The sequence below is a fragment of the Labilibaculum manganireducens genome (assembly GCF_002843385.1).
GTDB classification, from domain to species: domain Bacteria; phylum Bacteroidota; class Bacteroidia; order Bacteroidales; family Marinifilaceae; genus Labilibaculum; species Labilibaculum manganireducens.
This window is the reverse complement of sequence record NZ_MVDE01000028.1, coordinates 49,466-64,252: the sequence shown is the minus strand read 5'-3', so window position 1 is coordinate 64,252 and position 14,787 is coordinate 49,466. Positions and strand designations below refer to the sequence as shown.

Sequence of the window (14,787 nt, the reverse complement as noted above, 5' to 3'; positions counted from 1 at the left end):
GAGTCATACTTAATAATTGCTTCGAAAACAAACATTAAGATACTGATTCTTAAGGGATTATCCAAACTTAAACACTGCTTATTCTTCTCATTTTCAACATTATAAGTCAAAACTTAACGAACTATTGACAAATAGAAAATAAATAAAACTCATAAAGAAAGGGCTGTCGTTATCGACAGCCCTTTTCATATTTGATTCAAATTTAATTATTTAATTCTTTCAATAAATTTGGCTCTAATCTTTTTCAATAATTCAAGGTCAAGATTTTCAGCATAAATACGGATCATGTCTACAGCTTTAAAATTGTCGTAAATAAAGCCGAGAGAGGCATCAAAATGGAACATATCCATATTGTATTTCACCTGCTGTGTTAAGTGCTCAAATTGCTTCCAGCTTAGCTTCTGTGGAATGGTAAAATAGCCATGGTTTGGTTCAATGTGATCAGAGAAATATCCATTACCAAGTTCATCCAATGCAAAAAATTTATCCAATTGAATCATTGCTTTGGAGTTGTGCGGTATTGTCGCATTCGATTTTAAATTAATACCTTCTTCTATGTAGCACGATTGCAGATCTTTTATTTGATCATACTCGGTTAATCTTCTGATTCTTATTACATGATAAACATCGTTATAAATTGTAATGGTACCCATAGCAGCATGAAAATCCACTTCAAAATAAGACATGATTTTTTGAGTAACCCGTGTAAACTCTTCTAAATCACATTTTTTGCTGGTTACCAAATAAATGTAATGAGGTTTAATATCTTTTTGAATTCCTTCATAATATTCATAGTAGCCGGGAAAAGGGTTGGTCGCTTCTAAAACAATTGTATTAGGCAATATTTTACTGTCAATAACTTCAAGGGTTTCCTCTTTAAGCAGGCTTCCGAATTTAACTACAATGTTCTTATCAGTCATAGGAGAAGGATTTTCAGGTTTTTATTGAGATTGTCTTATTTAAACTTAGTAAAAATTGTGAGTAAAAACAAGGCCTTAAACGCTTTTAAATAAGGTAATTTTTCTTTAATGATCTCTTGTGAAAACAGGATTATTTTCGTTTGAAAGCATTGGGTTGTACATGTATCCATCCAAATCAAAAGCTTTTAATTCTTCGGGATCAGTAATTTTATTCTGAATAATGAATCGAGTCATTAATCCTCTTGCTTTTTTGGCAAAGAAGCTAATCATTTTGTATTTTCCATTTTTTAAATCCTTAAATACAGGAGTGATAATTTCAGCTTTTATTTTCTTTTTATTAATCGATTTAAAATATTCGTTGGATGCTAAATTGATTAAATGTTTGTGATCGTTTTCTTTTAAACTCTGATTAATTGATTTCGTAATCGTATCTCCCCAAAATTGATATAAATTGTCTCCTCTGCCTGTTTTTATTTTTTTGCCCATTTCAAGACGATAGGCCTGAATTAAATCCATTGGTTTAAGAACACCATACAATCCGGAAAGGATTCGAAGATCTGTTTGAGATCTGATAAAATCCTCCTCAGAGAAAGTTGTGGCATCAATACCCGTATAAACATCGCCTTTAAAGGCCAATAAAGCTTGCTTGGAATTCGCCGTAGTAAAGGGAGTATTCCACGAGTGGAATCGTTCAAAATTCAGTTGTGCCAGTTTCGGACTTATTCCCATCAGATCCGCAATGTTGTCGACTTTAAGTTTGCGGAGCTCTTTGATTAAAAGTTTGGATTCTTTTAAAAAAGAAGCATCAGAATATAGGTTTGAGAGTGCCGGACTTTCGAAATCCAGTGTTTTAGCGGGCGATATTACAATTAGCATAGCGTACTTTTTTAGTGTTGAATTTAAAATTACTTATAATTGACTGAAGCATCAATAGTGTTTATCATTATTGATAAAGACTTAGGTTTTGTCTATGAATTGATCCTGAAAAGCAAAAGGGTGCTCTGCTTAAGAACACCCTTTAATTTATCAGCATATTTTAGCCGGCTTTGGAGTATGGGATAAGCATCGGTATCAGAAAAGAACGCAGTAATTAGCCCTTGGTCTTTATCTGCCAACGGCTGATTGCTAATGACTTTTGCCATTGAAGAACACAACTAAAATTACAATTTGCTCTTGAAATCAAAGCGTTAACAATCAAAACCGTCAGACTATAAATTCTTATCCGGATATAAATCCTCCCACCATTGTGGCTGGTTTTTTAAGTGTTTTGCGAAATAGGCAAATATGGTGTTGTTCCAAAGTATTCGTTGAGTGTAATTCTTAATGTGATGATCTTGATTCTTTACCTGAACAAAGTCTACATCTTTTCCCAGTAGTTTTAATGCCTGATACATTTGAATGCTTTCACCAAGAGGTACATTCGTGTCAACACTTCCGTGAATTAGTAACATTGGTGTTACAACTTTATCTGCATTGAATAATGGACTTTGATCGATATATAGTTTTCGATTGTTCCATGGAAATGATTTGCCGGAAGCATTCACACTATAGGAATATCCCCAATAACCTTCGCCCCAGTAACTGGTAATGTCGCTAATGCCGGCATGCGAAATGGCTGCCGCAAAAATATCGGTTCTGGTTTGCAGCAGCATGGTCATAAAACCACCGTAGGATGCTCCAATACAACCAACATGATCTGCATCAGCAAAGGAATGGGCTTTTAAGAATTTTTTGGTTCCTTCAATAATTTCATCAGCGGTGGTAATTCCCCAGTTGTTTTGGTGCTCAGCTGAAAATTCCTGTCCAAAACCAACAGCTCCGCTTGGCTGAAGCAGATAAACAACATATCCCATTGATGCATAAAGATTCAAAGGATATCTGCCACCGTAACTTCTTTCAACAGGTGATGTGCCTGCATAATAATTTACAATTACAGGATATTTTTTATTGGAGTCGAAGTTTGGAGGATAGTAAATTCTTCCAATAATGGTTTTACCATCTTCTTTGGTGAAATTCCAGTCTTCTGTTTTTCCAAATTTCACGTGTTTCAAATTCTCTTTTTGCGGATCGGAGATCAGTTTACTTGTATTCGAAGCCAATTCATAAACAAAAGCTTTGTAAGGTGAAGATATACTGCATGCTGTGCAGGCAATGTTTTTTCCGTTAGCCGAAAGGCTAAAGTTGCCAATAACATCTGAATTTATTTGTAAAGTGTTGAACGCCTTACTCGTTGGTTGGTAACGATACAGTCGGATATAATCTTTATCATTTGCTTTTAAATAGATATTTTTGTCCCTTTTGTTCCAAACTGCCTGGCTAACCGATGGGTCGAAATGAATGGTAATTGGATCGGCTTTTTTGTTTTTCAGATTGAAAATGTACAATTGTCCGTCATAATTATTGGCCAATGGCTGTTTGCCAATGTTTTCGCCAAGTTTACCAAAACAGGAAGGACCTGCCTGAACCAAAAGCTGAGTGCCGTCGGGAGAATATTGTGCCGAACCACCAAATAGTTTGTCTTTCCAGATGGTATCAATCCCAAAAGTTTCGAGGTTCATCTGATAAAGATTTTGTTTATCGTATGGATATTCCTTGTAATCGGGATGTGATTGAGAAAAAAGAATGTATTTGCTGTCGGGACTGATATCCTGCAGACTGGTTGTGATCGTTCCATAAGTTAAGCGTTGCTTTACGCCGCTGGCAACATCCAGTTTGTATAAGAAACTTCGGGTTCGAAACCAAGGCAAACGATCTTCCATTCCCTGAATTTTTCTGATCTTCCAATCTTCCGAATAATCTTTCGTTACTGAGAAAATGATTTGTTTTCCATCGGGAGTCCAGTTGTAATCCGAAAAGTCAGCAATACTATTGGTTATTTCGGTTTCTCTTCCGTTTTCAAAATCAAAAACAAAAAAACTAGTTTTTTCGTTGTATTCTTTGGTGTACGAAATACGGTTTCCTGTAGGCAGCCACTGTATGTTTGCCAGTTGACTTCCCCGGAAGGTGTATAAGGTTTTTCCGCTCTCAATTTCCTGAATTTCTTTCCAGTTCTCACTATTGTCCGATGGAGGAAGTGTTCTGCTAAAGCTTAGCAAGGCTAATTTTCCATCGGAAGATAATTGAATGTTTTGCACATTTTCACCATCCAATACTTTATGAATGGTAATGCTTTTCTCAGGCGATAAGGATAATGTTATATTGTTTTCATCCCAGGGCTTATTGGGAGTAATACCAAGTTTAAAGTCGTTCTTTTTCCCGCTAACAACTTTTACCAGAATGCAGTGTTTACCGGGTTCAAGCTTAAGTTCTTCCGAAAGCTCCTTGGCATCATCAGTTTCCTCCCCGTAGTGAGAAATCTTTTTTTCTCCATCAATATATACTTCAAGCATTGGATAGGCTTCTACAATTAATTTTGCTTGCAGCCATTCATCCGCAGAGAAATAAGACGCATAAAACAAAAGGCTGTTTTCGGCAGATTTGCTGCCTGTAAAACCTTTTTTATTGGCGGCTGTTTTGCTCCATTGTAAGTTTTCACCGTTCCACTTTAAATGATCCTTTTCAGCAGGTTGAAGTTCATCTATTTCAAGCTGATTGTCCTGTAAAAGGTTTTGTAATTCGAAGGTTTTTCCTTCGATGTTTTTTGTAGAGTGGAAAGCTGGCAGTTGTAAACTTACAGGATCGGTTTGAAGCCAGTTTTCAATTGTAATGCTTTTGCTGTTTTCTTTTTGTGCGAAGCTGCATGTGGTTGCAGTTAGCAGTACCATCATTGTAGGTACAAAATATTTTTTCATCTGTTTATAATTTTAAGTTTTTGTCAGATAGCCTGTCCTGAACTTGTTTCGGGAGAATTTAGCCTGCTGAGATGATCATTTCCCAGTGTGTTAAAAACCGCTTTGGCATTTTAAACATCAATACTATGGAATTTTAGTTTGATAAAAAAGGATATTTGTTGGGAAACCAGTCCTTTTTAGATATCTGTGCCGTTTAACACGATAAGTGCAAATTCATTTGTTTTTTATTCAATATTTCGGGAGTTGTAAAAAAAATAAAGGTCATGTTATAAATGAATTAATGAAAATGACTTATATTTGTTTTACTCAAAAAAACGGAGGAAAGCTATGAATACAATTGTCACATCATCACCTTGCACTTATAAGAGCTAAATCAGCTTAAGCTTTCCGTATTCACATTAATTTTTATTTTTTTATTGTAACGGGGGCGAAAGCCACTCGATACGTATATCTACACACCTAAAATTTTGGAGGGTAAATTATGAGCACATCAATGTATTGCTGCGGGCAAGCCACGGTGAAAGATCCGGTTGGCAATAAAACAAATTGTTTTAGAATAAGAGAAAGAGTAAACGAGTTTATTGAACATCAAAAACGAAAACAGAATGCACCATAATATAAGAGTAAGGGAAGGAATTTTAGATCAATTAAATAAACTTGGGAGACTGTGGAACTATTTTCTGGAGGCACTCTCGGGAAGTGAAAAAATATATACCAACGGGAAGATTAGCAAAGCGCTTTTTATGCTTGCGATTCCTATGGTATTGGAAATGATTTTTGAATCGGTATTTGCTGTGGCCGATATATTTTTCGTTTCCAAATTGGGTGACGATGCTGTGGCTACAGTAGGAATTACCGAATCGGTGATTACCATTGTGTATGCAATAGGTTTTGGATTATCGATGGCAACAACCGCTTTGGTTGCCCGGCGCATAGGCGAGAACAAACCAGAAGAAGCATCAAAGGTTTCATTTCAGGCCATTGTAACAGGTGTGTTTGTATCTGTATTTATTGCGTTTGCCGGGATTTTTTATTCGAAGGATTTATTGGCTTTAATGGGAGCCAATTCAACCATTGTGAATGAAATGTCGGGGTATGCGACCATTATTTTGGGAAGTAACGTGATTATCATGCTTCTTTTTATCAATAATGCCATATTTCGTTCGGCGGGTGATGCTGCTTTATCGATGAGGGTATTAATTGTTGCGAATTGTTTGAATCTTGTTTTGGATCCATTGTTGATTTTTGGTTGGGGACCAATCCCGGCCATGGGAGTAGAAGGAGCCGCTATTGCTACAAGTCTGGGACGAGGCTTGGCTGTAGTTTACCAATTTGTTATGCTTGGCAAGGGAAAAGGGAAGATTCATTTAAAATGGAAACATATTCAGCTAAAATGGGCGACAATTAAGCAATTGGTCAGCTTATCGGTTGGGGGAATAGGGCAAAGTATCATTGCTACATCGAGCTGGATTGGTTTGATGAGGATCATGGCAGAATTTGGAAGTGCAGCTATAGCCGGTTATACCATTGCCATTCGGCTGCTGATATTCATTCTCCTGCCTTCATGGGGATTGAGCAACGCTGCTGCGACATTGGTAGGGCAGAACCTGGGAGCAAATCAGCCCGACAGAGCAGAGAAATCTGTTTGGGCGGCAGGAAAAATTAATGTCGTATTTTTGGGCTTAATGGGAATTGTATTTTACTTGTTTCCACGTTTTTTTATCGAGTTGTTTACACCTGATCAATTCATTGTTGCTAATGGAATTCAGGCTTTGCAGGTAATCAGCATGGGTTTTGTTTTTTATGGTTTGGGAATGGTGTTGTTGAATGCAATAAACGGAGCCGGTGATACCCGGACACCAACCTATTTCAATCTGATTAGTTTCTGGATTATTGAAATTCCACTTGCTTATTTTCTGGCCATTCAATTGGGTTGGGATCAAAAGGGAGTATTTTATTCGATAATAATAGCAGAAATGACGCTTACATTAATTGCCCTTTTTTGGTTTAAACAAGGGAAGTGGAAGTTGATGAAAGTATAGTGAATAAAGCCTGAAGAACAACGAATGTTTCTTCAGGCTTTTTTTTGGCAGTGAAACAGTTAATAGCCGGATTTTGGTTACTAAGCAGGGAAATTTTGTTTTATAACGAAGGAGAGAATACCGCATAGTGAGGCAGCGTTTGAAGGATGCTTACCGCAAAAAGTTGCGATGCTGTTCGCAAAAAATTGCGGTAACGTTCGCAACTTTTTGCGGTAAGCATAAAATGTGAAGGCTATGGTTTGCGATCGTTTTTTTTCAAGATAGCTGTTCAATGAACTGTCATAGCATATTTAAATGTTGTGTTGGGAATTAATTCTAAATAAAAATCCCTCTTAAAGCAATTTAAGAGGGATTTTCTGTTTGTTTTGAATGATTACCTTCTCTCCAGCTGCACAATATTCTCCACATGATGTGTGTGTGGGAACATATCAACAGCCTGTACTTTGGTTACTTTGTAGGCTTCGTCCATTAGGGCTAAATCGCGTGCCTGAGTGGCCGAATTACAGCTTACATAAACAATGCGTTTGGGAGCTGCGTGCAGAATTGTTTCCACTACATCGGCGTGCATTCCTGCTCTTGGCGGATCAACAATAATTGTATCCGGCTGACCGTGAAGCTCTATAAATTCTTTGGTGAGAACATTTTTCATATCGCCGGCGAAAAATTCAGTATTGCTGATTCCGTTAATTTCAGAATTCACCTTAGCATCGGCAATGGCTTCGGGAACGTATTCAATACCAATTACTTTTTTTGCCTGTTTGGCAATAAAATTAGCAATGGTTCCGGTTCCGGTATACAAATCGTAAACTACTTCGTCACCTGTTAATTCGGCAAATTCGCGTGTTTTGCAATACAAATTGTAGGCTTGCTCCGAATTGGTTTGGTAGAACGATTTTGGACCAATTTTAAAACGCAGATCTTCCATTTGCTCAAAAATATGGTCTTCTCCTTTGTACAGGATGGCTTCCTGATCGGTAATTGAGTCGTTGGCCTTTTCGTTAATCACATACATTAACGAGGTGATTTCCGGGAATTTTTCTGCAAGGTGCTTTAGTAATCCTTCCCGTTTTTCAACATCTTCATGGTAAAAAACAACAATAATCATTACATCACCTGTTGAAGAGGTTCTAATTACCAGTGTTCTTAGAAAACCTTCCTGATTTCTGATATCAAAAAAGGATAAATCATTAGCGAAAGCATATTCTTTTATGGCCAAACGAACCGCATTTGATGGTTCAGGCTGCAGATGACATTTGTTGATATCAACCACCTTGTCGAATAATTTTGGCACGTGAAAACCAAGCGCAGGAGTTCTTTTTATATCATCGCTAAGTGCAATTTCCTCGTTGGTAAGATAACGCTTGTTCGAAAACGTAAATTCCAGTTTGTTGCGGTAAAATTCAGTTTTTTCTGATGCCAGAATATCATTTATACCATTCAGTTCTACTTTGCCAATCCGTTCCAAATTGTCAATAACTTCCTGTTGTTTAAATTTTAGTTGTTCTTCGTAGGGTAGATTTTGCCATTTGCAGCCACCACAAACTCCAAAATGCTCACAAAATGCATCTATTTTCATTGGAGAATGTTGGTGAAAAGCAACAGGATAGCCTTCCATAAAACTTTTGCGTTTCTTGTTGACCTGCACATCAACAATATCGCCAGGTATTACACCGGTAACAAATACAATTTTGTCATCAACTTTACCAATTGCCTTGCCTTCGGCGGCTAACTTCTCTATTACTAGTTTTTCCAGAAGTGGTTTTTGCTTTCTATTTCTTCCCACGATTCAATTGTTTTTAAATATGGGCACAAAGATAGATAAAAGTCGAAAGGTCGAAAGGTTGAAAGGTCAAAAAGTCGAAACACATTCTCATTATTATCAGAAATGCCCTAAACTAAAGCCTAAGAGCAAAAAGAGAATCGCTGTTTCTACTTAATTTTATATCTTTACTTCGTATTCCAAAGCCACATTTCAATTTTTATAAAAGTACTATGAACAAGTTACTTGCTGTTTTTGCATTGTTTGTATTGATTTCGTGTGGAACGAAACCAACAACAAAAGTTCCATGTTTTGCATGGGTGGGTGGTCCCGGTGAGGCCACAGATATTGAGTTAAAAGCAAACTTTACTGATTTAAAAGAAAAAGGAATTGATGGTTTGATGTACAACGGAGGTCATGATCCTTCGGTTTATCAACGTGTTGGTAAAATTGCCAAAGAGGCAGGCCTCGAATTTCATACATGGATACCAACTATGGTACAAGGACGTGATGAAAACATTCCTGCGGAATTGTATGCCGTTAATGGAAACGGGGAATCAGCTTACGAGAAACCTGCTTATGTAGATCATTACACATTTTTGTGTCCGAACAGGGAAGAGGTCTATCAATATTTGTCTGCATTATATACCAAAATCGCCGCCTTACCGGAAGTTGATGGAATTCATTTGGACTATATCCGTTTCCCGGATGTAATTTTGGCGAAAGGACTTTGGAAGAAGTACGGTTTGGTAATGGATAAGGAATATCCTGAGTATGACTATTGTTACTGCGACAAGTGCAAAGCCGATTTCAAAGCTAAAACGGGTATTGAAATTACCAATCAGACCGAAGCAAGAGATATTCAGGAATGGAAACAATTCCGTCAGGATTTAATCACGAAATTAGTAAACCGTTTGGTTGAGGATGTACATGCGCAAGGAAAAGAAATTACAGCGGCAGTATTTCCCGGTCCGCATTCTCACGCAGTGAAAATGGTTCGTCAGGAGTGGGATAAATGGAATTTAGATGCTTTTTACCCAATGAATTATAACGATTTTTATTTAGAGGGTACAGAATGGGTTGGTAAGATGTGTAAAGAATCATCTGAAAGTGTAAAGGGAGAAAAACCTGTTTACAGCGGTTTATTCATTTGTCCAAAGCCTGATTCTAAGTCGAAAGAAGCAGACCCTGAAAATCATGGTTTACTGCCGGAGGAATTGGGCGAAGCAATACGCGAGTCGATGGTTAACGGAGCAAAAGGAATTTGTTTATTTACGCCCGATAGAATGACTGAAGCTCATTGGGCGGAATTTAAAAAAGCGATTTATAAAGATTATTCTAAAAAGTAAAGCATAACCATGTTACGATGCATCTTTTTTAACGAAGATATGGCTGAAAGAAACATTTAATAAGGCATGTTTTGATGTTAATTTGGTATTAAATCTGGAAACAGTAAGAGGATGTCCAAAAAGTAATGTCTTGTATTGGACTGTCATGTTGAAGTCGAAACATCTGTTTTTCAGAGTGAAAGATTCTTCGACAAGCTCAGAATGACAATAAAAATGAACTTTTTGGACACCCTCTTTTTTATTTTAACACAGTTGTGTTTTTAAAGCCTTCAAGCATCAATTTTATTTTGTCAATACTAACATCTGAATGCAGCCAGTTAATAGCTGGTTCGAGGGAACTAAATACTCTTATTGGTATATCGAATACTTCTTTTAAGCCATCGATGAAAAGTATGGTGTTTACAACCTGACTTGGCGTGTCTGTAACAACAGCAATACGGTTAATTTTTAAAGTTAATTCAGACTTCGAATAGAATTCGATAAAAGCATCATTCATTTTATGAAAAGGCTTATCGGTATTTTCTTGAATGTCAACCAAAACGCTAAATTTAGGCACTTGGCTTAAATTAGCTTCAATTTTATTTTTTAATTCAAATACATCTTCAATCTTCGTCTCTCCGCAAAAGCATTCTATAAGAAGCTTGTGTTCCTCTACATAGTTGTAATAAGAATTCCCCACTTTTTTTTATTTTGTTAATTAATTGATTTGCATATTCATAGGTTGGTTTTTTTATGGGTTTGCAAATGTAATTCTTTTTATAAAACTACCAAATGATTTTTTCCGGATTGAAGATTAAATGTTAGGTTTGCAAAATATTTAAACACAAACATATAAGCGAAGTATGAATCATTTATTTGTTCCCAATATGGGACGGGTCGATTTTGAGGATATAGTTTTTGATAAGGAGTTGTCGGTTCAAGTGGAACAGTTTTTAAGAGAGTACGAGCACCTTGAAATACTGAATAGATTTGGTTTGCCGGTAGTGAATAAACTCTTGCTTTTTGGGAAATCAGGTTGTGGAAAAACCATGACAGCCAGGGCAATTGCCAATAAGTTGGGCAAAAAGTTGAAAACGATTAATTTGGGTAATATTGTCTCGTCTAAATTAGGAGAGACTTCAAGAAATATTGCAGCAGCATTTAAAATGGCAGAAACTCAGGAAGCTGTTTTGTTTTTCGATGAGTTCGATTCTTTGGGTAAAGAAAGAAACTATGACAATACCGATAGCAGTGAGATGAAACGGGTGGTGAATAGTATGATTCAACAGATTGATTCGTTACCAAAAAACTCGATTCTAATTGCGGCGACCAACCAAATTGACCTAATTGATGAGGCCTTGGTTCGACGTTTTGAGTTGAAGCTGGAATTTCACAACCCATCGAAAATTTATTTGGATCAATTGTACGATCAGTTGATTTCAAAATATCCGAAGGAATATCAGAAAGTAAACCGGATTTATGATATCTCTTTTGCCGAGGCTGAAACCATTGTGATGCTCGAAGTGAAAGAAAATATCATTCAATCAGAATTAATAAAAAAAGCAAAAATTTTGCAGGAAGATAAGCTGACCGTGATTTGTGATAATTAGGATGCTTGTATTTACTGATCAATGATTACAGATAACTGAGAACTGTTGTTATCTTTGTCGCTTTAACAGAAAAACATGAATTAGTATGATCTCTATTAACAATCTTACGGTTGAATTTGGTGGCTTTACCCTTTTTAAGCAAGTAAGTTTTATTGTAAATACTCGTGACCGAATTGGATTGGTTGGGAAGAATGGTGCAGGAAAATCAACTTTGCTAAAAATATTTGCCGGTTTTCAGGCACCTACAACAGGAACTGTATCATTACCAAATGAGATTAAAATAGGATACTTACCTCAGCAGGTAAATCATATCGACGGTAATACTGTGATGGAAGAGGCCTTATCTGCTTTTGAAGAGGTGTTAGGTTTAGAAAAGGAAATTGCAGCAATTAATTCGGAAATTGCCGAACGAACCGATTACGAATCGGAAGAGTACATGAAGCTGATAGAGCGGCTTACTGATAAAAACGACCGCTACCATATGATGGGTGGTGAAAATATCGAGGCCGAAGCTGAACGTACTTTACTTGGATTGGGATTTTTAAGAAGTGATTTTATTCGACAGACTACAGAATTTAGCGGAGGATGGAGAATGCGCGTAGAATTGGCCAAAATCTTGTTGCGTCGTCCACATGTTTTCCTTCTCGATGAGCCAACGAATCATTTGGATATTGAATCAATTCAGTGGCTGGAGGATTTTTTGAAAACTTATCCGGGAGCCGTAGTATTGGTGTCTCATGACCGGGCATTTTTGGATAATATTACCAATAGAACAGTTGAAATTTCTGTTGGTAAAATATACGATTACAAAGTTCCCTATTCACAATATGTTGTTCTGCACGCAGAGCGTCGCGAACAGCAAATGAAAGCCTACATTAATCAGCAAAAACAAATAAAAGATACTGAAGACTTTATTGAGCGTTTTCGATATAAGGCAACAAAATCGGTTCAGGTTCAGTCCCGTATCAAGCAATTGGATAAAATTGACCGTATCGAAATTGATGAGGAGGATAGTTCGAAACTAAGCCTGAAATTTCCGCCGGCACCACGATCGGGCGATTTGGTTTGTGAGGTGAAAAATTTGAGCAAGGCATATGGTGATCATTTGGTTTTAAATGAGCTTGAATTTGTAATTGAAAGAGGAGAGAAACTTGCTTTTGTGGGTAAGAATGGAGAAGGGAAATCAACACTGGTAAAAGTCTTGATGGGCGAACTCGAGCATACGGGAACATGTAAGTTGGGACACAATGTGAAGATTGGTTATTTTGCTCAAAATCAGGCTCAGATGCTGAACGAAAACAAATCGGTATTCGAAACGATTGATGATGTTGCTGTTGGAGATGTCCGTACTAAGATTCGTGATATTTTGGGTGCTTTCATGTTTCGGGGCGAGGACATTGATAAAAAAGTGAAGGTTTTATCGGGAGGAGAGCGTTCCCGTTTGGCGATGATTCGCTTGCTTTTGGAACCAGTGAACCTCCTTGTACTCGATGAGCCTACCAACCATTTGGATATGAGATCGAAAGATGTTTTGAAAGAAGCATTGAATCAATTTGATGGTACGGTAATCGTAGTTTCTCACGATCGTGAATTTTTAAATGGTTTGTCATCAAAAGTGTACGAGTTTACCAATAAAAAGATAAAGGAACATTTGGGTGGAATTTATGATTTTCTGCAGACCAAGAAGATGGATTCCTTAAAGGAATTGGAAGTGAAGAAAGCTGTTTCTGTAGTTCAGGCAGATGTTGCGCCTTCTGATAATAAGTTGAATTATTTGGAGCGGAAAGAGATGAATAAGAAGATCTCTAAAATGGAAAGAGCTGTTTCAAATTCAGAAGATAATATAGCACGATTTGAAGAGCAAATAGCACAGATGGAAGAGTTACTTGCAAATCCTGAAAATATGCAGGATCAGTCTCTTTTTTCGAAATATGAAAAAGCCAAGAAAGATCTTGAAAAAGAAATGTCTGATTGGGAGAATTTAAATGAAGAATTAGAGCAGCTAATTGCTGAAAAAGGGGAATAGTAAATTTTAAAGTTCGAAGTGTTGATTTTTAGATAATTACTATCTTGGAACAAAAATGATGACCTCACTTTCTGCAAAGCCAACCTTACGCAATGAAAGAATTCAATCTCTCGATATCCTTCGGGGATTTGCTCTTTTAGGAATTTTGTTGATAAATATTCAGTTGTTTGGGCTTCCCAATGCCTCTTTTTCCAACCCATCAGTAATGGGAGAGTTGTCTGCATCCGATTATATATTCTATTATTTCGTGAATGTATTTGGTGAATTGAAGTTTATGACCATCTTCTCCATTTTATTTGGTGCAGGTATTCTGCTGTTTATTAACCGGCTAAATGACAAGGGATTTGATGGTTCAAAATTTCACATTCGACGCATGATGTGGTTGCTGCTGTTTGGAATGCTGCATGCTTATTTAATTTGGTTTGGAGATATTTTGGTTGCTTATGCCATTGTGGGTTTGATCGCAGTTCTGCTTCGAAAGTTGAAAGATAGTTGGAAAATCATTCTGTGCGCACTACTATATCTAATCCCTATGGGATTTTTTTACTTGGTAGGGAGCTCCATTGAAAGTATGTCACCCGAAATGGCTAAAGAGGCTATGGCAGATTTTAGCCCTGCACCAAACCTGTTGGCAGCTGAAATAGATTTGTATCGAATAGGAAGTTGGTTTGATATTTTCGTGAAAAGAGCTCAGTTGAATATGAATTATCAGGTAGGCTCATTTTTTATGCTGTCTTTATGGAGAACAACCGGAGTAATGCTGCTGGGAATGGTATTGCTGAACAATGGAGTTTTGGCCGCGAAAAAATCGAAACTATTTTATTTACTGATGGCTATTCTGGGAATTGGCATAGGTACTTTTTTTGCCAATGAAGGATTTCATCGCATTGTTGAAACTAAATGGGAGGTAATTCATTTCTTTAAATACGGCTATCAGTTCAATTATTTTGGCAGTTTATTTTCCTCATTGGGCTATATTGGTTTGATCATTCTGATTTATCAATTGAAAATTTTGCGTTTTTTAACAAAAGGTTTTGAAGCAGTTGGTCGAATGGCTTTTACGAACTACCTTTGTCAATCCATAATTTGTTCCATTATTTTTTATAGTTATGGTTTTGGAATGTTTGCACGTTACTCAAGAATAGAATTACTGATTTGGGTTTTGTTAATCTGGACTTTTCAATTGATTTCTTCCATTATTTGGTTGAAATATTATAAAATGGGACCATTTGAATGGTTGTGGCGATATCTGACATATAAGGCGAAGCCACAATTATTAATGAATGTAAAACACCAATAAGCAAATTAATC

The 14,787-nt window shown here is 36.8% G+C and carries 10 protein-coding genes; 5 read left to right on the top strand and 5 right to left on the bottom strand.

Features of this window, described 5'->3' with window-relative positions; translation table 11 throughout:
* Positions 1-206 precede the first annotated feature (206 nt).
* The 3 genes from BZG01_RS15895 to BZG01_RS15885 all read right to left on the bottom strand — a co-directional run bounded on the left by BZG01_RS15895 (position 207) and on the right by BZG01_RS15885 (position 4,711).
* On the bottom strand, positions 207-920 hold the full coding sequence (locus tag BZG01_RS15895) for a hypothetical protein (protein WP_101310829.1): 714 nt from the start codon (positions 918-920) through the stop codon (positions 207-209).
* Between the two features lie 105 nt (positions 921-1,025).
* Entirely contained in the window at positions 1,026-1,796 is a 771-nt protein-coding gene (gene yaaA, locus BZG01_RS15890; RefSeq protein ID WP_101310828.1) for a peroxide stress protein YaaA, read from the bottom strand.
* A gap of 332 nt (positions 1,797-2,128) precedes the next feature.
* Positions 2,129-4,711, bottom strand: coding sequence for a S9 family peptidase (locus tag BZG01_RS15885; protein ID WP_101310827.1), 2,583 nt, complete (start codon positions 4,709-4,711; stop codon positions 2,129-2,131).
* A gap of 605 nt (positions 4,712-5,316) precedes the next feature.
* On the opposite strand from BZG01_RS15885, the gene BZG01_RS15880 reads away from it, so the two are divergent.
* Positions 5,317-6,753 (top strand): MATE family efflux transporter, encoded by a 1,437-nt coding sequence (locus tag BZG01_RS15880; RefSeq protein ID WP_101310826.1) that lies wholly within the window; start codon positions 5,317-5,319, stop codon positions 6,751-6,753.
* A 373-nt stretch (positions 6,754-7,126) separates the two neighbouring features.
* On the opposite strand, the gene rlmD is transcribed toward BZG01_RS15880, so the two are convergent.
* Entirely contained in the window at positions 7,127-8,536 is a 1,410-nt protein-coding gene (rlmD, locus tag BZG01_RS15875) for a 23S rRNA (uracil(1939)-C(5))-methyltransferase RlmD (protein WP_101310825.1), read from the bottom strand.
* Positions 8,537-8,745: 209 nt separating this feature from the next.
* On the opposite strand from rlmD, the gene BZG01_RS15870 reads away from it, so the two are divergent.
* Positions 8,746-9,861 (top strand): glycoside hydrolase family protein, encoded by a 1,116-nt coding sequence (locus BZG01_RS15870; protein ID WP_101310824.1) that lies wholly within the window; start codon positions 8,746-8,748, stop codon positions 9,859-9,861.
* Between the two features lie 238 nt (positions 9,862-10,099).
* Here BZG01_RS15870 and BZG01_RS15865 read toward each other — a convergent pair whose 3' ends face one another.
* A complete protein-coding gene (locus BZG01_RS15865) occupies positions 10,100-10,540 on the bottom strand; it encodes a SpoIIAA family protein (RefSeq protein ID WP_101310823.1) in 441 nt (146 codons plus the stop codon).
* Between the two features lie 163 nt (positions 10,541-10,703).
* On the opposite strand from BZG01_RS15865, the gene BZG01_RS15860 reads away from it, so the two are divergent.
* From BZG01_RS15860 to BZG01_RS15850, 3 genes are all read left to right on the top strand, one after another.
* On the top strand, positions 10,704-11,450 hold the full coding sequence (locus BZG01_RS15860) for an AAA family ATPase (protein ID WP_101310822.1): 747 nt from the start codon (positions 10,704-10,706) through the stop codon (positions 11,448-11,450).
* An 85-nt stretch (positions 11,451-11,535) separates the two neighbouring features.
* The gene (locus tag BZG01_RS15855) at positions 11,536-13,476 is read left to right on the top strand and encodes an ABC-F family ATP-binding cassette domain-containing protein (RefSeq protein WP_101310821.1); all 1,941 of its coding nucleotides are present in this window, start codon (positions 11,536-11,538) and stop codon (positions 13,474-13,476) included.
* Between the two features lie 58 nt (positions 13,477-13,534).
* Positions 13,535-14,776 (top strand): DUF418 domain-containing protein, encoded by a 1,242-nt coding sequence (locus BZG01_RS15850; protein ID WP_218973137.1) that lies wholly within the window; start codon positions 13,535-13,537, stop codon positions 14,774-14,776.
* Positions 14,777-14,787 lie beyond the last annotated feature (11 nt).